Source organism: Aquabacterium sp. (assembly GCF_036273115.1).
Taxonomy (GTDB): Bacteria; Pseudomonadota; Gammaproteobacteria; order Burkholderiales; family Burkholderiaceae_C; genus Aquabacterium.
The window spans coordinates 1-20543 of the sequence record NZ_DASUIN010000022.1 but is presented as its reverse complement, the minus strand read 5'-3'; the positions used below and the strand labels follow the sequence as shown (position 1 = coordinate 20543).

The following is a 20543-nucleotide window of genomic DNA, read 5'->3' as shown; positions in this document are numbered from 1 at the left end:
ATGCTCGACCTGGTCTTGTTGTTTGTGCCTTTTTTCGCTCTGGTTCTGATGGGCTGGGGGGCCGCCCGCCGGGGCTTGTTGCCGCTGGAGGGCATTGGGGCGCTCAATACCTTTGTGCTGTTTTTTGGCTTGCCGGCCATGGTGTTTCGACTCAGTGCGAGCGGGGCCTTGCAGCAAAGCGGTTTACTCAGCTTGCTGTTGGCCTATGGTTTGGCTGGCGGCCTGATGGTGGTATTGGCTTTGGCCTGGGCCGTGCACGCAGGTCTGTCGCGGCGCGATGGGGGGCTGGTGGCCTTGGTGACGGCGTTTCCCAATACCGGCTTTCTCGGGCTGCCGCTCCTGACCAGCTTGCTGGGGGCCAAAGCAGCAGGGCCGGTGGCGGCCACCTTGGTCATTGATGTGCTGGTGTTGAGTTCCCTGTGCCTGGCTTGGGCGCATTCTCGTGCCGAAAACGGCGCCCACGATGATGCCTGGCATGCGCTTCGTGCCTCGCTGATGGGGGCCCTGCGCAACCCGCTGCTGTGGTCGATGGCACTGGGCCTGCTGGCCTCGGTCGCTGGTATGACTATGCCTCACGCGGTCGATGAAACCTTGCGCTTGTTGAGCTTGTCGGCCTCGCCAGCCGCCTTGTTTACCTTGGGTGCCATTCTGGCGCGGGCTCAGATGGTGCCCTCGCCGCATGCAAGTTTGCCAGGAGGGCGGATTGCGTTGTGGGCTGTTCTGAAGCTGGCCGCCCATCCGGCGGCTGTGTGGCTGTTCGCGCAGGGCTTGTCCGCCTGGGGGGTGGCCGTGCCCACCGACGGCTTGATCACCTTGATGTTGGCTGCTGCCTTGCCTAGTGCGAGCAATGTGTCGATGCTGGCCGAGCGAGAAGGCGCCAACACGGCCTTGGTGGCCCGTATCATTTTGTGGACCACGGCTGCCGCTTTGGTTTCCATCACGGCTTGGGCCCACGGGCTTCAGATCAGGTAACCGCTGCCGAAAGACAAGACGTATGCCCGCCGAGAGGGCATTTCGACTTGCAATGGAGCGCACATGGACCGTCTTCGGCGTTCACTCGTAGTTTCGCTGGCCGGTTTGGGGCTGGCCCATGCCGCCTGGGCGGCTGACCCCAAAACCATCACGGTGGGGGTGGAGAACCTGGCGTTTCAGCCCCATTACGGTACGCAAAATGGGGAATACACCGGGTACTTTCGAGACCTGATGGATGCCTTTGCCAAAAAGGAAGGCTTGAAGGTCATCTATAAACCGATGGACATTGATGACCTGTACGCCGCCTTTTTCAAGGGACAGGTCGATTTCAAGTACCCCGATGACGCGGCCTGGCGCGCAGATGCTCGCAAGGGCTTGAAGGTGGCTTACAGCAAACCTTCTGTCGGGTATGTTGATGGCACGCTCAAGCTGGCTTCCAACCAAGACTTGGTGGCAGGCAAGATCAAGGTGTTGGGTAAACCGGCAGGATTTTTTACGCCCCCCTACAGCAGTGCCATCGAAGCAGGGTTAAAGGTTCTTGAGTTCAACTCCACGCAAGAGTTGGTGGAGGCGCTGCGCTCAGGCAAGGTCGACGCGATTTATCACAACGTGGACGTCGCCTTGTACTACGCTCGCACGGCGAAGATCAAAGATGTGGTGTTCGCGCCTGACCTGCCCATGATCCAGAGTGATTACCGTCTGTCGTCCTTCAAGCGCCCGGACATCATCAAGAAATTCGATGACTTTGTGGCCCAGGAGAAGGATTTTTGCGACAAGCTGCGCGATCACTACAACATCGACGCAGCCCGTCGTTTGACGACGATGAAGATTTTTCAGCACAAGGGCTGACAAGTAAGTCAGCTGATGGTCACGTCGACCACGTCCTTGACGACGGTGGCCGTGGTCGTGCGCGCAATGACCGAGGTGCTGGGGGCGCTGTTGCCCACCAGCCGGTTCACCTGCTTGAACTCGCAGCTCAATTTCGCAGGGGTCAGGGTGACCACGGCGAAACCTTGCGCATCCGTGCGGGCGTATTTCAGCCAAGGGTTGGATTGCAGGCCCGACAGCACCTGAGCCAGTCCCAGCAGGGTGGTGTTGAAACTGGCGGTCGACTTCAGACCAGTCAAGACCAGTTCGGTCCAGGCGTCCAGTTGGGCTTCCGGCGCGCCAGCCTGGGCCAAGGCGGCACGCACCTGAACTCGGGCTTGCTCGGCCAAGGCGTTCACATCGGGCACCGCTTGGCCCAAGGTGTAGTCGAGCAGATTGAAATTGATGTTCAAAGTGCCCAGCGCGGTCCCGGTCGGGATGCTGATGGGGTAGTACACCAAGGTGGCGAGATCGGCTGAGAGGCTGCCTACTGCGTCGCGCAGATACGAGAAGAATGAGTCGGAGCTCATGCCGGCTGTCACCAGATCGACCATGGTGGGGGTGCCACCCTGTGCCGCATCGAAGTCGTCGCTGACCGTGCCCGCGAAGAACGAGTGGATGTCGCCTGTCAGGGCCACCACGTTCTTGATGTTCTGGCTGCGCAGGTGCTGCATCAAGGCCTTGCGCTCGGCGTTGTAGCCGTCCCATTGGTCGGCGTTGAGCAAGAACTGAGTGAAGTAGGGGCTCAGTTCAGCTTGCTTGCCCGAGGCAATGACGAATGGCGAATTGGCCTTGTTCGCCTGGATGTCGGGCTTGATGTAGCCGAAGGCCAGAATCTGGGCGGCCACGGTGGCTTGTTGTGTGCTGCCACTGGCGGCTTGGGCCTTGGCGCCGTTGTAGCAAGCCACTGCAATGCTCGCTTGGGCGGTGGTCAAGCCCGCACCCGTTGCGGCGGCCTGCAAATCGCCTGAGGATGCATCGGCGGTGGCGATGGCGGTGGCTGCATTGGCGGCAGTGCTTTGGCCTGCACCAGCCGCGACGGCAGCGACGATGGCCGCTGCGGCCGGGATGTTGCCGCTGGTACTGGCCGATGCCGAGACGATGTTGGTCGTGGTGCTGGCGATCGAGTTCAGGGCAATCAAGGTGGCGATGGCGTCGGTGCCGCTCAAGCCCATGCGCAGCAGGGACACTTCATTGCCCCACAGCTTCCAGGTTGAGGTGGCCTGGCTCATGGTGGTCTTCCACCAGTCGCGCTGGGTGGCACCCAGCATGGAGACCAGGCTCAGGTCTCCACCGAGGGCGGCCATCTTGGCAGCTTCGACGGTAGCCAAGGTGTTGGCCGGCACCATGTAGCGCGAACCAATGCTGCCCAAGGGCTGGCCGGTGGAGGGGTTGGTCGCGGCCTCTGGGATCAGGTGGTCGGCACGGTAGAGGCGCTCATCGGTCATCACCAGGTGAGCGAGCTTGCCGAACTGGAAGTCTCTGTAGATGCGGATGCCATGGATGTCAGTGCCCTTTTCGTCGTACTGGATGTCTGCGGGCATGAACTCGTACCAGGCCTGGTTGGCGCTCAGGCGGCGTGAGGTCTGGCGGGTGTTGTCGCCCACGAGGCCGTTGAAGGTGCCGTTGTCGTAGGTTTCGGCGTCTTGCCAGCAATCGTCAGAGAACTCGTGATCGTCCCAGATGGCGATCATGGGGAAGCGCTCGTGCATGGCTTGCAGGCGCGGGTCGGTACGGTACTGCTTGTAGAGGTAGCGGTAGTCGTTCAGGGTGGTGGCGTATTTCGCACCAGACGATCCGTTCTTGAAGGTGCCGTTGGGCAGGTTCAAGGCGGTGTGTCGGCTTTCGACCAGGCCGGTCTGAAAGGCCTCGCCCACAGTCTCGTAGATGTAGTCGCCCAGGTGGATGAAGAAATCCAGATCGTCTTGCTTGACCAGTTCCGAATAGCCTCCCCAGTGGTTGATGCTCCAGTCCTGGCAGGAAATGAAGGCGAACTTCATTTGCTGCACATCGGCCTGTTTGGCCGGGGCGGTCTTGAATCGACCCACCTTGGAGCGAACGCTGCCAGCCATGAATTGGTAGTAGTAGGTCTTGCCCGCTTGCAGGCCGGTGACCTTGTGACGAACCGTGCCGTCAAAGTCGGCATAGGCTGGCACAGACAGCGGCACGATCATCTGCCCACGCAGCGGTTCGTTGCTGCCGAGCAAACTTTGGTTGCTTGTGGTGGTGCTGATCAGCAGGCTGATGGTGATGTCAGAGCCTGCTGGCACGGCGGTCACGTCGTCCAGAGAGGTGGGCACAACCCGGGTCCACAGCACGATGCTGTCGGGGCGAGGGTCAGCCGAGGCGACCGATTGCGGGAATTTCCAAGCGGTGCCAGTGGCGGTGGGGGGCAGACTGCTGTTGCAGCCCGACAGGGTGGTCGTCAGGCCAGAGGCCAGCGCGGTCGTGGTGAAGAGACTGCTGAATTTGATGAACTGCCGACGATCCATTGCGTGCTCCGGAAAAAGTACTGCCCTCAAGCTGAGGGCAATATCGTAGGATTCGTTTGTGTATCTTTCTTGACTTCGGGCGTCAATTCGAAAACAAACGCGCCAGGGCAATCCCTGTATGGGTTTTGGCTTTGATGACCGCTTCAGGCGTGCCTTGCGCGGCCACCTTGCCACCCCCAGTGCCGCCTTCAGGCCCCATGTCGATGATCCAGTCGGCTTCGGCGATCACGTCCAGATCGTGTTCGATGACCACCACGCTGTGGCCGCCATCGACCAGGCGGTGCAGGACTTTGATCAATCGCGCTACGTCGGCCAGGTGCAGGCCCACGGTGGGTTCATCGAGCACATACAGGGTGTGCGGGGCCTTGTTGCCGCGCTTGGTGACGTCGTCGCGCACCTTGCTCAATTCGGTCACCAGCTTGATGCGCTGGGCTTCGCCGCCTGACAAAGTGGGCGAGGGCTGCCCCAGGGTCAGGTAACCCAAGCCTACGTCTTGCAGCAACTTCAGCGGGTGTGAAATGGCGGGCATGGACGCGAAGAACTCCACCGCTTCGTCCACCTCCATTTTCAGCACATCGCCAATGGACTTGCCACGCCAAGTGGCGGCCAGTGTTTCGGGGTTGAAGCGCAAGCCGTTACAGGCATCGCAATGCACCTTCACATCGGGCAGGAAGGCCATTTCAATCGTGCGAATGCCTTGGCCTTCACACGCGTGGCAACGTCCTTCGCCCGTGTTGAAGCTGAAGCGGCCGGCGGCCCAGCCACGTGCGCGGGCTTCCAGGGTGTCGGCAAACAGTTTGCGAATCGTGTCCCAGAAGCCAATGTAGGTGGCAGGGCAGGAGCGCGGTGTCTTGCCAATGGGGGTTTGGTCCACTTCCAGCACGCGGTCGACGGCGCCCCAGCCGTCCAGTTGGGTGCAGCCATGCCATTGGGGGCGCGTGGTGTCGCGCTCTTTCGGTGGGATGCCGACGGCGTGCTGCACATTGGCCAGCAGCACATCACGCGCCAGGGTCGATTTGCCCGAGCCACTCACGCCGGTGACGGCCACCAGGCGCTTGAGTGGCACCTTCACGGTCACATTCTGCAGGTTGTGCAACTTGGCGCCGTGCAGCGTCAGTTGTTCCAAGTCGGGCGTGATCTCGCGGCGTTGGCCCAGCGGGTGCTGCATGGGTTCACGCAGGCAGCGGCCGGTGATCGAGTCGGGCGACGCCATGATGTCTTGCACCGTGCCTTCGGCCACCACGGTGCCGCCACGTTGGCCCGCACCGGGGCCGATGTCGATGACGTGTTCGGCGCGACGGATGGTGTCTTCGTCGTGCTCCACCACCACCAGGGTGTTGCCCTCTTGACCCAGCGTATGCAGCGCATTGAGCAGCAGTTGGTTGTCACGCGGGTGCAGGCCGATGGTGGGCTCGTCCAATACGTAGCACACGCCTTGCAGGTTCGAGCCCAATTGGGCCGCCAGGCGAATGCGCTGCGCTTCGCCACCCGACAAGGTGGGCGCGGCGCGATCCAGGCTGAGGTAACCCAGGCCGACTTGTTCCATGAAGCTCAAGCGGCCTTTGATTTCGGTGACGATGTCGCGGGCGATGGTGGCTTCGCGGCCATCGAGCTTGAGTTGTTCAGCCCAACGCTTGGATTCCTTCACCGAGTAGGCGGACAACTCGGCAATCGACAAGTTGCGCCCCGGGCCGGTACCGCCCAACTTCACGGCCCGTGCAATCGGGTTCAGGCGCGCACCGTGGCAGCTGGGGCAGGCGTCGTCGCTGACGTCTTCCACATCGGGTTCGGCAAAGGTCTGTTCGCGGCCACGCTTCTCGTCGGGGTCGGAGTCGTCCAGCACCTTGCGTTGGTCGCGGGTCAAGGCCAAGCCGGTGCCCACGCAGTCTTCGCACCAGCCGTGTTTGCTGTTGTAGGAGAACAGGCGTGGGTCGAGTTCGGGATAACTGGTGCCGCAGGCGGGGCAGGCGCGTTCGGTCGAGAACACCTTGACGCGGCCCATGTGCAGGGTCGATTGGCCTTTTTCCAATGCCTCGGCCAGTTTGTCCAATGGCGAAAGCAGGTGCACCACGCCCTTGCCATGTTCCAGCGCTTGGGCCAGCAGTTCGCGCAAGCGGCCTTCGTTTTCAGGCGTGACCAGCACGTCGCCCACAGGCAGCTCGATGGTGTGCTCGCGGTAGCGATCGATCTTCGGTCCCTTGGACGTGCCCCAGCCGGCGGATGGAATGAATTCCCCATCGACCCGCAGATACGGATAGCCTTTGCTGGAGGCCCATTTGGCCAGCTCAGTGTAGAGGCCCTTGCGGTTCACGACCAAGGGTGCCAGCAGGCCGATGTGCTGGCCTCGGTACTCGCGCACCCATTGGGCCGCAATGGCTTCGGGTGTTTGGGGTAGCACGGGCATCGGGTGCCCGTCTTCGTCCACACACTGGGTGCAGTGCTGCACGCCCAGTTTCACGTACAGCAGGCGCAGGAAGTGGTGCACTTCGGTGGTGGTGCCCACCGTGCTCTTGCGGCCGCCACGTGACAGCCGCTGCTCAATGGCCACGGTGGGGGGGATGCCGTACACCGCATCCACTTCGGGGCGGCCTGCGGGCTGCACCAGCGAGCGCGCGTAGGCATTGAGCGATTCCAGATAGCGGCGCTGGCCTTCGTTGAACAAGATGTCAAACGCCAGGGTGGACTTGCCTGAGCCCGACACCCCGGTGATGACGTTGAACTTGCCGCGCGGGATGTTCACGCTCATGCCCTTGAGGTTGTTCTCGTGGGCATTGACGACTTCGATGGCACTGTGACCAGGCGCCTTGGCGGCCAGCTCGCGGCGCTTGTCTCGGCGGGCTTTGATGAGGGCTTGTAAGGACGCGCCTTCTTCGGCGCTGTGATCAGGGCCGATGTGGGGTGCGAGTGCGGCCTCATCCACCTGGACTTGGTAGGTGGCCGCACGTTCGGCAGCTTGCAGCACGGGCACGTCCAGGCCCAAGGCCTGTTCGTACTCACGCAAGGCAATGGCCGTGTGGCTGCTGCCCAGGCGCACCTGTTCGGGCGGGCCATAGGCCACCAGGGTGCCGCCCGCATCGCCGCCTTCGGGGCCCAGTTCGATCAACCAATCGCAAGCCCGGATCACGTCCAGGTTGTGTTCGATCAGGATGATGGAGTTGCCCGCATCCAGTAGCTTGCCAAAGGCACGCATCAGCTTGGCAATGTCGTCAAAGTGCAGACCCGTGGTGGGTTCGTCAAACATGAAGAGCGTGCCTTTGCGTGCCACGCGCTGCCCCGTCTTGCTGGCTTGCTGGGCGGCTTCCACCAAGTGGCCCGCCAGCTTCAAGCGCTGCGCTTCACCACCTGACAAGGTGGGCACGGGTTGGCCTAACTTGACGTAGTCCAGGCCCACATCGGCCAGGGGTTGCAGGGCACGCACCACGTCCACATCGTGCTGGAATAGGCGCACGGCTTCGGCCACGGTCAGCTCCAACACGTCGGAGATGCTGAGCTGGCGGTTGCCGCGTTCGATCTTCACTTCGCGCACCTCGGCACGGAAGCGGGTGCCATCGCAGTCGGGGCAACGCAGGTAAACGTCGCTCAAGAACTGCATCTCCACGTGCTCGAAGCCCGAGCCGCCGCAGGTGGCGCAACGGCCGGTGCCCGCGTTGAAGCTGAAGGTGCCGGCCGTGTACTTGCGTTCGCGCGCCAGTGGGGTCACGGCAAACAAGGCACGCACGGCATCGAAAGCCCCGACATAACTGGCAGGGTTGGATCGCGCCGTCTTGCCAATGGGCGACTGGTCCACAAAGTTGACGCTGGACAGCCAATCGGCTCCCAGCAGGTCATCGTGCTCACCGGGGCTTTCTGTGGCCTGACCAAAGTGGCGCAGCAGGGCCGGGTAGAGGATGTCTTGGATCAGGGTGGACTTGCCCGAGCCGCTCACGCCGGTCACACCCACCAGGCGTTGCAGCGGGAATTCGATGTTCAGGTTCTTGAGGTTGTGCTGACGCGCGCCTTGCAAGATGAGCTTGGGCGTGTTGTCTTCCACCGGGCGGCGCAGGCCCAAACCAATGGTGCGGCGGGCGCCCAGGTAAGCACCCGTCAAGGTCTCGGCGTGCTTCAGGTCTTCGGGGGTGCCGTCGAACACGATGCGGCCGCCTTGGTGGCCCGGGCCGGGGCCCAGGTCGATGATGCGGTCGGCGGCCAGCATCACGGCGGGGTCGTGCTCGACCACCACCAGGGTGTTGCCGGCATCCACCAGGCGTTGCATGGCCACGTTGATGCGATCCATGTCGCGCGGGTGCAGGCCGATGCTGGGCTCATCCAGCACAAACAAGGTGTTGACCAGCGAGGTGCCCAGGGCCGTGGTCAGGTTGATGCGTTGGACTTCGCCGCCCGACAGGGTGCGGCTTTGACGGTCCAGTGTCAGATAGCCCAGGCCCACGTCCACCAGGTATTTCAGGCGGGTGCGGATTTCGTCGAGCAGCAAAGACAGGGCTTCGTTGTCACCCCGGTTCGCCAGCGTGACAAAGCTGAAGAAGCGCTGCATGTCCTTGATGGGCAGCAGCATGAGGTCGTGCAGGCTGAGGCCGGGCAGTGTTTCCAGCACCTCGCGGCTCAGCGCTGCGCCGACGGGCTTGAAACGCTTGGCGGCGGGCAAAACGGCATCGGCGTCCTCGCGGCTGCCCAGGCGCCACAACAGGCTTTCCAGTTGCAGGCGGGCACCTTCACACGTCGGGCAGGGTGTGTAGCTGCGGTATTTCGACAGCAGCACCCGGATGTGCATCTTGTAAGCCTTGCTCTCCAGGTATTCGAAGAAGCGCTTCAGGCCATACCACTGCGTGGTCCAGTTGCCTTTCCAGGCGGGGTCGCCATCGATCACCCATTGCTTGTGCTCGGGGCTCAGTTGCGACCAGGCGGTATCGCGTGGCACACCGGCATCACCGGCGTACTTGATGAGGTCTTTCTGGCTGTCTTCCCAGGCCGGGGTTTGCAAGGGTTTGACAGCGCCGCCCCGCAGGGTCTTCTTCCCATCGGGGATGACCAGGCCCCAGTCCACGCCAATGACGCGGCCAAAGCCTCGGCAGGTGGGGCAAGCCCCCGCCGCCGAGTTGAACGAGAACATGCCGGGTGTAGGCGCGCTGTAGCGGCGGTGGCTTTCTGGGCAATGCAGGCCGGCAGAGAAGCGCCACAGATCGGGCTCGCCATCCCCTTCAGGCAAGGCGTACACGGTGATGTGGCCACTGCCGCGTTTGAAGGCCACTTCCAGGGCCTCCATCACGCGGGGGCGGTCCAGATCGGCGCCGGTGGGGTCCGCGCCTATGCGGAAGCGGTCGGCCACCACGTCGAGCACCAGGCGTTCGTCGGCGGCCACGGCGGTGGTGTCTTGGCCCTTCTTGCCCGCGGCTTTGCTGGCCTTCTTGGCGGCAGGCTTTTTCTTGGCAGGCTTTGCGCCTGCGGCATCAGGGTCATCCAGCGATGCACTGGTCTGGTTGGACGTCAACGCGGCGGAGGGCAGCTCACTGGCCTTGACCACCCGCTGCGCCTGGATGCGCGAAAAACCGCTGGCCGACAGCCACTCTTCCATCTGCTCGGGCGTGGTGTTGGCCGGCAGCTCGGCCCCAAAGGTGATGACCACGCGGCGGCCGCCGGGCGTGGCGGCACAGCGGGCCAGCAGGTCGTCAAACACCGATTGGGGGGAGTCTTCGCGCACCAGGCGGCCGGTGTCCTGGTCGAACAACTGGGCGGCGCGGGCGTAGAGCAGTTTCAGGTGGTCGTTCAGCTCGGTCATCGTGCCCACGGTGGAGCGCGAGGTGCGAACTGGGTTGGTCTGGTCAATCGCAATGGCGGGAGGTACGCCTTCGACGCGATCGACCGCCGGGCGGTCCATGCGGTCCAGGAACTGTCGGGCGTAGGCGCTGAATGTCTCCACATAGCGGCGCTGACCTTCGGCGTAGAGGGTGTCGAACACCAGCGACGACTTGCCCGAGCCACTGGGGCCGGTCACGACGGTCAATTCGCCGGTCTGGATGTCGAGGTCCAGGTTCTTGAGGTTGTGCTGGCGGGCACCGCGAATGCGGATCACAGACATGAGACACCTTGAAGCTAGCGCCCGCTACAGGAGGATGCCAAATTGCGGGGCGCAAACATTCTAGGGTGGGAAAGCCGGGGCCGGGGCGGGTGTGGTCTTGCGTGCAGACTGACAAATGTCGTGGAAAATTCCTACCCCACGCAGGCCGATTGCGGCGCAGAATCAACCTTTTGGTGAACGTTTCTGGGCACACGCCGTGCCATGACGACTTGCGCACACTGATGTTTCATTTGAGGGGGGCGTTGCTGGGGGCAGATCCCAAGCAGCAGCGCTACGTGCTTCGCACCCTGTTGGCCATTTTTGGTTACGTCGGGGGCTGCATCATCATGGAGGTCGGGCGCTTCCATGGCCTTGCTGATGTGGACAAAGTCCGTCTTTACGATGGCATAGCGCTGCTGGCGACGGTCGGCTGGTATGTCGTCGTGCGCTTTGGCTTGGCGAATCGCTCTGCCGATCCTGCCTTGACCCTATGGCAAATGGTGTTTGCCTCCAGTTTTGCCACCTTCGCGTACTCCCAATTCCCGGAAATGCGTGGCGCGCTGATATGCGTGCAATTGGCTGTGGTGGTATTTGGCACATTCAACTTGCGGCAGCGAGCGCTGTGGGGGTTCTGCGTGTACGTGCTGGTCTCGATGGGGGGCGTCATGTACTTCATGAGCCATCAAGATCCACAGCGCTTTCCCAGGGGCGCCGAGTGGGTTCATTTCATGATCTTGCTCATGCTGCAGCCCAGCCTGGTGGTGCTGGGTAGTCAGTTCAGTGCTTTGCGTCAGCAGTTGATGAGGCATCGCAAGGAACTTCAGGCAGCGGTCCTTCGTATTCAAGAGTTGGCCAGCCGCGATGTTCTGACCGGTTTGTACAACCGCCGACATGCCCTGGAGATGCTGGACCATCTGCTCAAGCGCCAGGCCCGTGCCATCACCCCTTGTGCTCTGGTGCTGATCGATCTGGATCATTTCAAGCAGGTGAATGATCGATATGGTCACGCCGTGGGCGATGAGGTTCTGAAGTGCTTTGCGCGTCAGGCGCAGGAGGTGCTCAGAGGCTCCGAGCTGATCGCGAGATGGGGCGGGGAAGAGTTCTTGCTGGTCTTGCCCGACACCTCCCAGGCGGGTGCCTTGGTGGCGCTGGAGCGGCTGCGCTCGGGGCTGGCCCAGGTCGAGGTGGTTGCAGGGGTGCCTGAGTTGCGGGTGGGCTTCTCAGCCGGGGTGACCTTGCTGTGTGCTGGCGAGCCTCCCCTGCACGCGATTCACCGGGCCGATCTGGCGTTGTACGAAGCCAAAAATGCCGGCCGCGGCTGCGACGTGGTTCGTACCGAAAACGTGTCAACATGATGGCTGTGACGTCTTCGCGTACCGATAGCCATGTCTTTCAAGCGTCTTGTTCTTCCGGTTGTGATCATCGTGGGCCTGGTGGTGGCCTATTTCGCCGTGGTGCTGAACTGGAGCTACTCCATGGGCGAGCGTGCGGGCTGGGTGCAAAAGCTCTCCAAGAAGGGGTGGATCTGCAAGACCTGGGAGGGCGAGCAGGCCCTGGTTTCGCAGCCCGGGGCGGTGGCAGAAAAGTTCCTCTTCACCATCCATGACGACGCCGTGGCCGAAGAGGTCAACCGGTTGATGGGCAAGCGAGTGGCTTTGCGCTACGAAGAAAAGGTGGGCTTGCCCACCAGCTGCTTTGGCGACACCCGTTATTTCGTCACCAAGGTGGTCGCGGTGGATGACATCACCCTGACCCCGGGCGTGGTCGTGCACACCACCCCGGCATCGGCACCCGAAAGCGCTGCCTCGGCGCCCTGATCCTGGGGCGTCGGCATCTGTTCAGCATCTGATGAGTGAGGTCTGTCTGTGAGCCCGAAGCTGCCTAATGGCGCCTGTCCTGCCGCCCCCCATCCCCAGGAGTCCTTGCGTCTGAAAGCGCTGCATGAACTCGATGTGCTGGACACCCTGGCAGAGCCCATGTTCGATGACATCGCGCAGCTGGCGGCGCAAATCTGCGGCACCCCGATTGCCTTGATTTCTCTGGTGGATGAAGGGCGTCAGTGGTTCAAGGCGAGGGTGGGCTTGGATGCGCCCGAAACGCCGCGCGAGCTGGCCTTTTGCGCCCACGCCATCTTGCAACCCGACCAGGTGTTCGTGGTCGGCAACGCCCTCGACGATCAGCGTTTTGCCACCAATCCCTTGGTCACCGACGATCCGCACATCCGCTTCTATGCGGGTGCAGCCATCGTCAGCACCGAAGGCTATCCGTTGGGCACGGTGTGTGCCATTGACCGCGAACCACGGCAGTTGACTCCGGGTCAGCTGCAGAGCTTGCAAGCCCTGTCGCGTCAGGTCGCACGTTTGCTCACTTTCCGTCGCGCTTCGTTGGATCGTGTTCGCGCTGTCGAGCAACAGCTTCAGGCTCAGGCCCAGGAAGCCATGCGCCTGATGTCGTTTGCGGTGGTCGATCTGGACCTGAAGGTGTTTGTGGACCGCCAGTATTGTTACCGTGCGGTCAACACCGCCTACCTGCGCTACTGGGGCCGCGACCTCGCTGATGTGCAAGACAGAACCGTTGCCGAGGTGCGTGGGCAAAGTGTGTTTCTGGAGCAACTCAAGCCGCACATTGACCTGGCCTTGGCGGGCGAGCAAACCTCGTTTGAAACCAATGTGATCTACCCTGCGCAAGGCTTGCGCCGCATGCAGGTCACCTTCGTGCCGGTCCGTTCGGCTGCAGGTGACATCGTGGGCGTGGTCATCGATGAGCACGACATTCAAGAGCTGGCCGAAGCCGCGCAGAAGCTGCGTGACACGATTGCCGCCCTGGAAAAGAAGACCCTGGCCCAACAGAAGTTCATCTACATGCTCTCGCATGACCTGCGCGAGCCCATCAACACCATCATCAACTTCTCGGGTGTGTTGAAGACCCGGCTGAGCCAGACCGGCGAGGCTGACGTGCGCCGCTTCGCAGAGTTCGTGCATGGGGGCGGCACGCGCCTCAAGGCCTTGCTTGACGATCTGCTCGAGTACGTGCGCCTGGAGCACCAGACCATTCGGCAGGAACCCGTCAAGCTATGCAGTCTGGTCGACAGCGTGGTGGCGGACTTGGGCGATGCCATCCAGCGAACCGGTGCGGTCGTTGAATGCGAAGCGCAGGCCGAAGTTCAGGGCGATCCGCACCTGTTGCGAGTGGTGATTCAGAACTTCGTTTCCAACGGCATCAAGTTTGTCGCGCCAGGCGTGGTGCCGCACATTCGCGTACAGGCCGAGGCCGTGGCCGCAGGTGTGCGTCTGTCTGTGCATGACAATGGGATTGGCATTGCCCCAGAGCACCATGCCCAACTGTTTCAGCTGTTCCGCCGTCTGAACAACCGAAAGCAGTACGATGGAGTCGGAATGGGTTTGGCCACCTGTCGACGCATCATCGACATGCATGGGGGCCGAATCGGGGTCGAGTCGCAGCCCGGTCAGGGCAGCTGTTTCTGGTTTGAATTGCCTGCAGTCAAGGGGGCCACGTGAATCGAGTTCAGCGCATCGTGTTGATTGACGACAGCGAGCCAGACAACGTCTTCCACGAGATGGTCTTGGCGACTGCCGACTTTGAGGGCGACGTCAAGAGCTTTGATTCGCCCCAGGCGGGCATCGATTACCTCTTGCAGCAGCCAGATGGCCCCGTTGACCTCGTGCTGCTTGACATCAACATGCCGGCCATCGATGGCTGGGCTGTTTTGCAGGCGTTGCAAAGCAGCCTGCCGCGCTGGCCTGACATGCGCATTTACATGCTGACCTCATCGGCCAGCCCTGAGGACAAGGCCTTGGCCGCTTCGACCTCAGGGGTCAGTGGCTTCCTGACCAAGCCTCTTGAGCCTGATCAGGCGCGGCAACTCCTGGGCAGCTGATTTCCGCTTCAGCGCACCAGCAAGACGGGCAGCTTGCTGCGTGCCAGCACCTGCGTGGTCACCGAGCCGGTGATCAGGTTGAGCAGGTTGCCGTGGCCGTGCGAGCCCATCATGATCATGTCGTGCTTGCCCTTGTCGGCCACCTTGGCAATGACTTCAGGGGCGTGACCGACCTTGCTGACAAAGTTGGTGGCCAGGTCGTGCTTGGCGGTGAATTTGCGAATGGGCTTGAAGATGCCTTCGGCGGTGTCGTCGTAATACGACTTGAGTTGCTCGGCGGTGAACATCGATGCAGCGTGGGGCGGAATCGCGGGCACCACGGTCAACACGGTGAATTCGTGGGGGGCACTCAACCACTCTTCATGGGTGGTCAGCCAAGCCAGCATGCGCTTGGTGTAGGAACTGCCGTCAACGGCCAACAAGATTTTCATGGGGTCTCCTTCCAGAGGTCAGACTGAGATGCATCTCAGCCCATCATAGTGCTCTGCTTCGCCTTTGTAGCCATGTCCGCGTGCGTTGCTCACCACATGGGTCTGACCCTGTGCATGATGGACCACGTAGTCATGGCGGCAATGCAGGTGGCCGTGAATCCAAAGGGCCACGCCGGGCATCAGGTCTTCATCGGCATTGCAGAAGCTGGCGGTGCCAGGCTGTTTGCCATAGCGCGGGTCGGCGCTTTGCAGGCTGGGGCCGTAGTGGGTGATGACCACGGTCGTGTCCCAGCGTGATTCACTGTGGGCATCGGCGCTGGGCGTCTGCTTGATCGCATGGGCCAGCCAGTCGCGACACTGCAAGGCCTCCTGACGAACGGCCTCGGGGTCGAAGACCTGCCCCTGACGTGTGGCGCGCATCACCTTGACGTAGTAGCTGGCCGCGCGCATGGCGCGGGCACGTTGGGCTTCGCCGAAGAGGTCGAAATCAGACCAGCGTGTGGTGCCCACAAAACGAATGCGGCGGCCGTCCGGTGCGGTGGCAATCCAGCTGTCCTTTTCAAGCAGCCGAATGCCGAGATGGCGACATTGATCGCGCAGGCCGGTCAGGGCTTCGTCTAGGTCACGACCATCGAATTCGTGGTTGCCAGGCACGAACACCACCGGCACAGGCCAGTTGGCAAACAGGCTCAGACTGGTCCAGGTGGTGTCGATGTCGCCGGCCAATACCAATAAATTCGCCCCAGGGGCTGGCTGGGGCGAAAAATCCTCGGTTTCGAGGTGCAGGTCAGATAACACCTGGATGCGCATGTGCAAAGTCTACCGGAGCCCAATCGGGCCACGGTGACTTCCGGCATGCGCACTCAGGCTGGCTGCATGCCAGACACCTGAAACTGGTTAACCAACTCGGCGAGCTTGGCTGCCTGGTGCTTCAGGCTCTCTGCTGCGGCGGCACTTTGTTCGACCAGAGCGGCGTTCTGTTGTGTGACCTGGTCCAGGTTGGCAACCGAGTCAGACACCTGACCGATGGAAGACTTCTGTTCCAGCGCCGACGAGCTGATCTCTTCGATGAAATGCGCCACCTTGCTGACCTGGTTGACGATGTCCTCGATCGAGCTGCCTGCATCGTGAACCAGTTGTTTGCCGTTGTCGACCTTCTCGGTGCTGCTGCCAATCAGGCTCTTGATTTCCTTGGCCGCCTCGGCGCTGCGCTGGGCCAGCGAACGCACCTCACCGGCGACCACAGCAAAGCCACGGCCCTGCTCACCGGCGCGGGCCGCCTCAACCGCGGCGTTCAGGGCCAGAATATTCGTCTGAAACGCGATGCCATCAATCACTGAAATGATGTCGGTGACCTTTTGCGAGCTCGCGGCGATTTCCTGCATCGTCTCCACCACCTCTCGCATCACGGCGCCACCGTTTTGAGCGGCCTCGCTGGCGGTGCTGGCCAGATGGGAGGCTTGCCGTGCGGTATCGGCATTGCGTTCCACCATGGCCCGGATTTCCAGCATCGAGGCCGAGGCGTATTGCAGGTTGGAGGCTTGCTCCTCGGTGCGCACCGACAGGTCAGAGTTGCCCATGGCGATTTCGGTCGATCCGGTGGCAATCGATTCACTGGCCTGGCGAACCTGGCCCACGATCTGGCTCATCTGCAGTCGCATGCGACCCAGCGCCGCCAACACGCTATCGGGGCGGGCGTTGGCTGAACCGGTTGAGGTCGCCAGGTCTCCATCCGCCATGCGGGCCAGCATCGACCGCAGCGTTTCCGGTTCGGTGCCCAGGGTGTTTTCCACATTGCGTCGCAGCAAGTAGCCCAGCGTCGCCACCACACTCAGCGACACCAGCACGAAGCCCAGCAGGAATTGGCGCTGGCTGCGGCTGCTGGCGTTGGCTGCGGCCACATAGGCGCGGGTGCGTTTTTCCGTGAGGCTGGTGTAAGCCTGAATCGCTTCATTCAGCTCAGCCAAGGTCGGGTTGCAGATCGCCGCGATTTGTTGGATGGCGGCTTCGCGTTGACCGTTCTTCAGCAGTTCGACGATGGCGGCGGCGGCTGGGGCGTACTTCTTCTCGACCGCGGTGATGGCCGCGACGCGAGTCTGCACCTCTGCCGGCATGTCGGGTTGCGAGACCAGGCGCTGCAACTCGGCGAGCGATTCAGTGGTTTCCTGCTGACGGCGTTGGTAGTTGGCCAGACTCTTGGCCCGCTCGTCGGGGGTGTCGATCAGAGCGAGGTTGCGCAGGGCAATGGCTCGGTCTTGCGCGGCGGTTCGCAGTCGGTTGCTGATTTCCAGGCGGTAGTAAATGCCCCCCGTGAATTCATCGAGCTTTTCCCCAACCTGACCTAGCAGAAAGTAGGAGCTCGTGCCGAGAGCCAGGACGCATACATTGATCACGACCAAGATACTGAGCAAGCGTGCTCGAAAGCTGCTGAGCAAACCGTTCATGCAAATTTCCTTAATCAGAACAAAGGCATCTTCAGGGAGGCGCTTGAGCGCCGCACAACGGAAGGATTTCGGCAGCCTTGTCCGGAAATCAAGGGAAGTTCGCGATATGAAAAAAGGCGCCGAAGCGCCTTGTCTGGGGGAGCGGTGCGGCGATCAGTTTGCGCCGTGACACTGCTTGTACTTGCGGCCGCTGCCACAGGGGCAGGGGTCGTTGCGGCCCACCTTGGGTTGGTCGCGCACCACGGTTTCCACCTTGTGGCGCTCGGCAATGCCGATTTCGGCCAGGTCCACCACGTCGAACACCAGTTGCTCAATGCCTTCGTCGAGGTTGCGCAGGGGGTGTTCCTGGTCCAGCGCCTTGGTCATTTCGCGCTGGGTTTCGTCTTGTTCGGGCAGGTGGCGCCAGATGGAGTCGAGCAGGTCGGGCACGCCGGGCAGGCCCGCTTCTTCCAATTGCGGGAAGTTGGCCAGAGCCCATTCAAAGCCGGCGGCCCAGTAGCCCAGACCTTCCATGGCGGCCTTGCCTTCTGCTGGCTGGCCATCTTCTTCCTCGATCATCGGGATGATCGGGTCGAACCAACCCTGTTCCAGAATGCCACGCAAGATTTCGTCCTTGCGGCGTTCGATCAGGCTGATCAGCTTGTTGTGCTGTTCTTCGGTCCAGCCAGGAATGCCGGGCTCAGGCATGCCTTCGGTGCCGAAGATGGGCGGCAGGTATTGCTCAGGCGTCAGCATGACGGGCTGCACCAGCACCCCGGCCAGGTAGCCGTCCAGGATCACGGCATCAACGGTCTCAAAGGGCTCGGGTACGGCACCCAGCAGCATGTCGATGTCGTTGATGTCGGCGTCGGAAAGCGGGGCAGGGGTCTTCATTATGGGAACACGGTTCGTATCAAAGACCCCATTGTGCCGGAGTCCGGTTGAGCGTCAACCACATGCAATGGCGCTGACCGCGTCTTTCAGCTGCTGAATGGTCTGGGCGTCTTCCAGGGTGCTCAGGTCACCAGGTTCGCGGCCTTCACAAATGGCTTGCACCACGCGTCTCAATAGCTTGCCCGATCGGGTTTTGGGCAGGGCTCCGACGAACAGCACCCGGGCTGGGCGAGCCACAGCGCCCAGTTGCTGGTCAACGGTTTGCATGATCTCGGCTTCGAGACGTTGGCGCAAGGTTTCGTCCTGCAGCACGGCAGGGTTGTTGGACACGACAAAGGCGCGGGCAACCTGGCCTTTGAGGGCATCGGCCACGCCCACCACCGCCACTTCGGTGACGGCCGCATGGCGACTGATGGCTTCCTCGATTTCGCGGGTGCCCAGCCGGTGTCCGGCCACATTGATCACATCGTCAGTGCGGCCCAGGATGAAGTAATAGCCGTCTTCATCGCGGATGGCCCAATCGAAGGTGTTGTAGATCAGGCGGTCGCCAAAGCTCTTCCAGTAGGTGTTGACGAAGCGTTGGTCGTCACCCCACACCGTTTGCATGCAGCCTGGGGGCAGGGGGCCTTCGATGGTCAGCACGCCTTTCTGGTTCGGTTCGTTCAGTTCTTCGCCTGTCTGGTCGCTCAGCAACTTCACGTTGTAGCCCAGCATGGGAATGCCGGGTGAGCCCAGTTTGGTCGCTTGCTGAGCCTGAATGCCGCGCGCCAGGCTGAGAATGGGCCAACCGGTTTCGGTTTGCCAATAGTTGTCAACGATGGGTTTGTCGATGGCGTCGCCAATCCACTTGGCGGTCGGTTCATCGAGCGGTTCGCCCGCCAGGAACAGGTGCTTCAGGCTGGAAAGGTCATGCCGCTTGAGGCAATCCGGGTCTTGCTTCTTCAGCACCCGAATGGCGGTGGGTGCCGAGAACATCACGCTGACCTTGTACTTCTCGACCAGCGACCACCAGATGGCGGCATCGGGGCGCACGGGCAGGCCTTCGTACAGGATGGTGCTCATGCCGGCCAGCAGCGGGCCGTAGACGATGTAGCTGTGCCCCACCACCCAGCCAATGTCGCTGGCGCAAAAGAACGTTTCGCCGGGGCGGCCTTGGTAGATGTGTTCCATCGACGCGGCCAGCGCCACAGCATAACCCCCCGAGTCCCGCTGCACCCCTTTGGGCTTTCCGGTTGTGCCGCTGGTGTAGAGGATGTAGCTAGGGTGCGTGGACTCCACCCATTCGCAAGGCACCATGGCGTCCATATGTAGCTTGCGGGCCAGGGCGTAGTCCACATCTCGGGGGGTGATCATCTCGGCCGGCGCAAGCCCGCGGTTGACCAACACCACATGCGATACCTTGTGCGTGGACAGCTTGAGGGCCTCGTCCAGCAAAGGCTTGTAGGGGATGACCTTGCCGCCACGTGATCCCGCATCGGCGGTGACGATCACGGTGGGGCTGGCATCATCGATGCGGCTGGCCAATGCCTGAGAGGCAAAGCCGCCGAACACGACACAGTGGATGGCCCCGATGCGCACGGTCGCCAGCATGGCGATCACGGCTTGCGGGATCATCGGCATGTAGATCAGGACGCGATCGCCCTTGCTGACGCCCATGCTTTGCAGCACGGCGGCCATGCGTTGCACTTCGACGTGCAACTGGCCAAAGCTCAGGACTTGTTCCTCACCGGTTTCGGTCGACACATGGATCAGCGCGGGCTGATCGGGGCGGGCGGGCACATGGCGGTCGACCGCGTTGTGGCACAGATTGGTCTGTCCGCCCACGAACCACTTTGCCATCGGTGGCTGGCTGTAATCGCACACCTGATCGAACGGGCGATGCCAGTCAATGCGGTAGGCCTGATCGCGCCAAAAAGCGTCACGGTCGGCGACAGAGCGCCGATACACAGCGGCGTAATCCATGGTGCGGGGTCTCCTCTAGCGCCGGTCTTGGCCAAGCGTCTGATGCGATGTTTGTTGTCATACTAGGGACGTCAAACATCCCGCATGTAGGGGGGTTACCCCATGTTTGCGGGTCAGAAAAAGCTGAGCCAGAAAAAGCTTGATCTAGATGAAAACCGCCGCGCGACGCAGCACAAACAGGCCAACAAAACACAGGCCCAGCACCACGCCCCATTTGAGGATTTGGATGGCGCGCTGGCGCCAGATGGGCTCACCGCTGAGGGTGAACATGCCCATGCAGAGCAAAAAGCCCAGGCCCATGGCCATCACCAGCAATCGAACGAGGGCCATGGTCGAGATCGGGTGGGGTTACCAGGCCGGAGCCAGTTCGTTCAGGCCCTTGGGGGCCTTGGCCTCGTCAGCAAAGGTGACGATCTCATAGGCATCGGGCTGCTCCAACAAGACGCGCAGCAGCTTGTTGTTGAGCGCGTGGCCCGATTTGTAGGCGCTGTAGGACGCCAGCAAGGGGTGGCCGATCACATACAGGTCGCCAATGGCGTCCAGGATCTTGTG

The 20543-nt window shown here is 61.9% G+C and carries 15 protein-coding genes; 6 read left to right on the top strand and 9 right to left on the bottom strand.

Annotation, left to right across the window (positions count from 1 at the left end; genetic code table 11):
• Both VFW72_RS08190 and VFW72_RS08185 read left to right on the top strand, forming a co-directional pair.
• Nucleotides 1–972 (top strand): AEC family transporter, encoded by a 972-nt coding sequence (locus VFW72_RS08190; RefSeq protein ID WP_329673798.1) that lies wholly within the window; start codon nt 1–3, stop codon nt 970–972.
• A 63-nt stretch (nt 973–1035) separates the two neighbouring features.
• Nucleotides 1036–1821 (top strand): transporter substrate-binding domain-containing protein, encoded by a 786-nt coding sequence (locus VFW72_RS08185; protein WP_329673797.1) that lies wholly within the window; start codon nt 1036–1038, stop codon nt 1819–1821.
• 8 nt (nt 1822–1829) lie between these two features.
• Here VFW72_RS08185 and VFW72_RS08180 read toward each other — a convergent pair whose 3' ends face one another.
• Both VFW72_RS08180 and VFW72_RS08175 read right to left on the bottom strand, forming a co-directional pair.
• Entirely contained in the window at nt 1830–4331 is a 2502-nt protein-coding gene (locus tag VFW72_RS08180) for an alkaline phosphatase D family protein (protein WP_329673796.1), read from the bottom strand.
• Between the two features lie 82 nt (nt 4332–4413).
• Nucleotides 4414–10404: an excinuclease ABC subunit A gene (locus tag VFW72_RS08175; protein WP_329673795.1), complete on the bottom strand. Its 5991-nt coding sequence runs from the start codon at nt 10402–10404 to the stop codon at nt 4414–4416.
• Nucleotides 10405–10625: 221 nt separating this feature from the next.
• On the opposite strand from VFW72_RS08175, the gene VFW72_RS08170 reads away from it, so the two are divergent.
• From VFW72_RS08170 to VFW72_RS08155, 4 genes are read left to right on the top strand one after another with little or no spacing between them, the layout of a single operon-like run.
• Nucleotides 10626–11738 (top strand): GGDEF domain-containing protein, encoded by a 1113-nt coding sequence (locus tag VFW72_RS08170; protein WP_329673794.1) that lies wholly within the window; start codon nt 10626–10628, stop codon nt 11736–11738.
• A gap of 30 nt (nt 11739–11768) precedes the next feature.
• Nucleotides 11769–12200: a hypothetical protein gene (locus tag VFW72_RS08165; protein WP_329673793.1), complete on the top strand. Its 432-nt coding sequence runs from the start codon at nt 11769–11771 to the stop codon at nt 12198–12200.
• Between the two features lie 48 nt (nt 12201–12248).
• Nucleotides 12249–13901, top strand: a complete 1653-nt coding sequence (locus tag VFW72_RS08160) for a sensor histidine kinase (RefSeq protein ID WP_329673792.1) — start codon at nt 12249–12251, stop codon at nt 13899–13901.
• Entirely contained in the window at nt 13898–14281 is a 384-nt protein-coding gene (locus VFW72_RS08155) for a response regulator (protein WP_329673791.1), read from the top strand. Before VFW72_RS08160 ends, VFW72_RS08155 begins: the two co-directional genes overlap by 4 nt.
• 8 nt (nt 14282–14289) lie before the next feature.
• Here VFW72_RS08155 and VFW72_RS08150 read toward each other — a convergent pair whose 3' ends face one another.
• From VFW72_RS08150 to VFW72_RS08120, 7 genes are all read right to left on the bottom strand, one after another.
• On the bottom strand, nt 14290–14712 hold the full coding sequence (locus VFW72_RS08150; protein WP_329673790.1) for a universal stress protein: 423 nt from the start codon (nt 14710–14712) through the stop codon (nt 14290–14292).
• A gap of 18 nt (nt 14713–14730) precedes the next feature.
• On the bottom strand, nt 14731–15522 hold the full coding sequence (locus VFW72_RS08145; protein WP_329673789.1) for a metallophosphoesterase: 792 nt from the start codon (nt 15520–15522) through the stop codon (nt 14731–14733).
• Nucleotides 15523–15575: 53 nt separating this feature from the next.
• Nucleotides 15576–17156: a methyl-accepting chemotaxis protein gene (locus VFW72_RS08140; protein ID WP_329673788.1), complete on the bottom strand. Its 1581-nt coding sequence runs from the start codon at nt 17154–17156 to the stop codon at nt 15576–15578.
• 153 nt (nt 17157–17309) lie between these two features.
• Entirely contained in the window at nt 17310–18029 is a 720-nt protein-coding gene (locus VFW72_RS08135; protein WP_329673787.1) for a UPF0149 family protein, read from the bottom strand.
• Nucleotides 18030–18083: 54 nt separating this feature from the next.
• Entirely contained in the window at nt 18084–19991 is a 1908-nt protein-coding gene (locus VFW72_RS08130) for a propionate--CoA ligase (protein ID WP_329673786.1), read from the bottom strand.
• A gap of 144 nt (nt 19992–20135) precedes the next feature.
• On the bottom strand, nt 20136–20321 hold the full coding sequence (locus VFW72_RS08125; protein WP_329673785.1) for a hypothetical protein: 186 nt from the start codon (nt 20319–20321) through the stop codon (nt 20136–20138).
• A gap of 18 nt (nt 20322–20339) precedes the next feature.
• A partial coding sequence (locus tag VFW72_RS08120) for a UDP-3-O-acyl-N-acetylglucosamine deacetylase (RefSeq protein WP_329673784.1) occupies nt 20340–20543 on the bottom strand: 204 nt, incomplete at its 5' end.

Coding starts and splice junctions, on each gene's coding strand:
- VFW72_RS08185 (WP_329673797.1), top strand. CDS start 1,036: ATGGACCGTCTTCGGCGTTCACTCGTAGTTTCGCTGGCCGGTTTGGGG.
- VFW72_RS08165 (WP_329673793.1), top strand. CDS start 11,769: ATGTCTTTCAAGCGTCTTGTTCTTCCGGTTGTGATCATCGTGGGCCTG.
- VFW72_RS08145 (WP_329673789.1), bottom strand. CDS start 15,522: ATGCGCATCCAGGTGTTATCTGACCTGCACCTCGAAACCGAGGATTTT.
- VFW72_RS08170 (WP_329673794.1), top strand. CDS start 10,626: ATGTTTCATTTGAGGGGGGCGTTGCTGGGGGCAGATCCCAAGCAGCAG.
- VFW72_RS08175 (WP_329673795.1), bottom strand. CDS start 10,404: ATGTCTGTGATCCGCATTCGCGGTGCCCGCCAGCACAACCTCAAGAAC.
- VFW72_RS08135 (WP_329673787.1), bottom strand. CDS start 18,029: ATGAAGACCCCTGCCCCGCTTTCCGACGCCGACATCAACGACATCGAC.
- VFW72_RS08190 (WP_329673798.1), top strand. CDS start 1: ATGCTCGACCTGGTCTTGTTGTTTGTGCCTTTTTTCGCTCTGGTTCTG.
- VFW72_RS08130 (WP_329673786.1), bottom strand. CDS start 19,991: ATGGATTACGCCGCTGTGTATCGGCGCTCTGTCGCCGACCGTGACGCT.
- VFW72_RS08125 (WP_329673785.1), bottom strand. CDS start 20,321: ATGGCCCTCGTTCGATTGCTGGTGATGGCCATGGGCCTGGGCTTTTTG.
- VFW72_RS08150 (WP_329673790.1), bottom strand. CDS start 14,712: ATGAAAATCTTGTTGGCCGTTGACGGCAGTTCCTACACCAAGCGCATG.
- VFW72_RS08140 (WP_329673788.1), bottom strand. CDS start 17,156: ATGAACGGTTTGCTCAGCAGCTTTCGAGCACGCTTGCTCAGTATCTTG.
- VFW72_RS08180 (WP_329673796.1), bottom strand. CDS start 4,331: ATGGATCGTCGGCAGTTCATCAAATTCAGCAGTCTCTTCACCACGACC.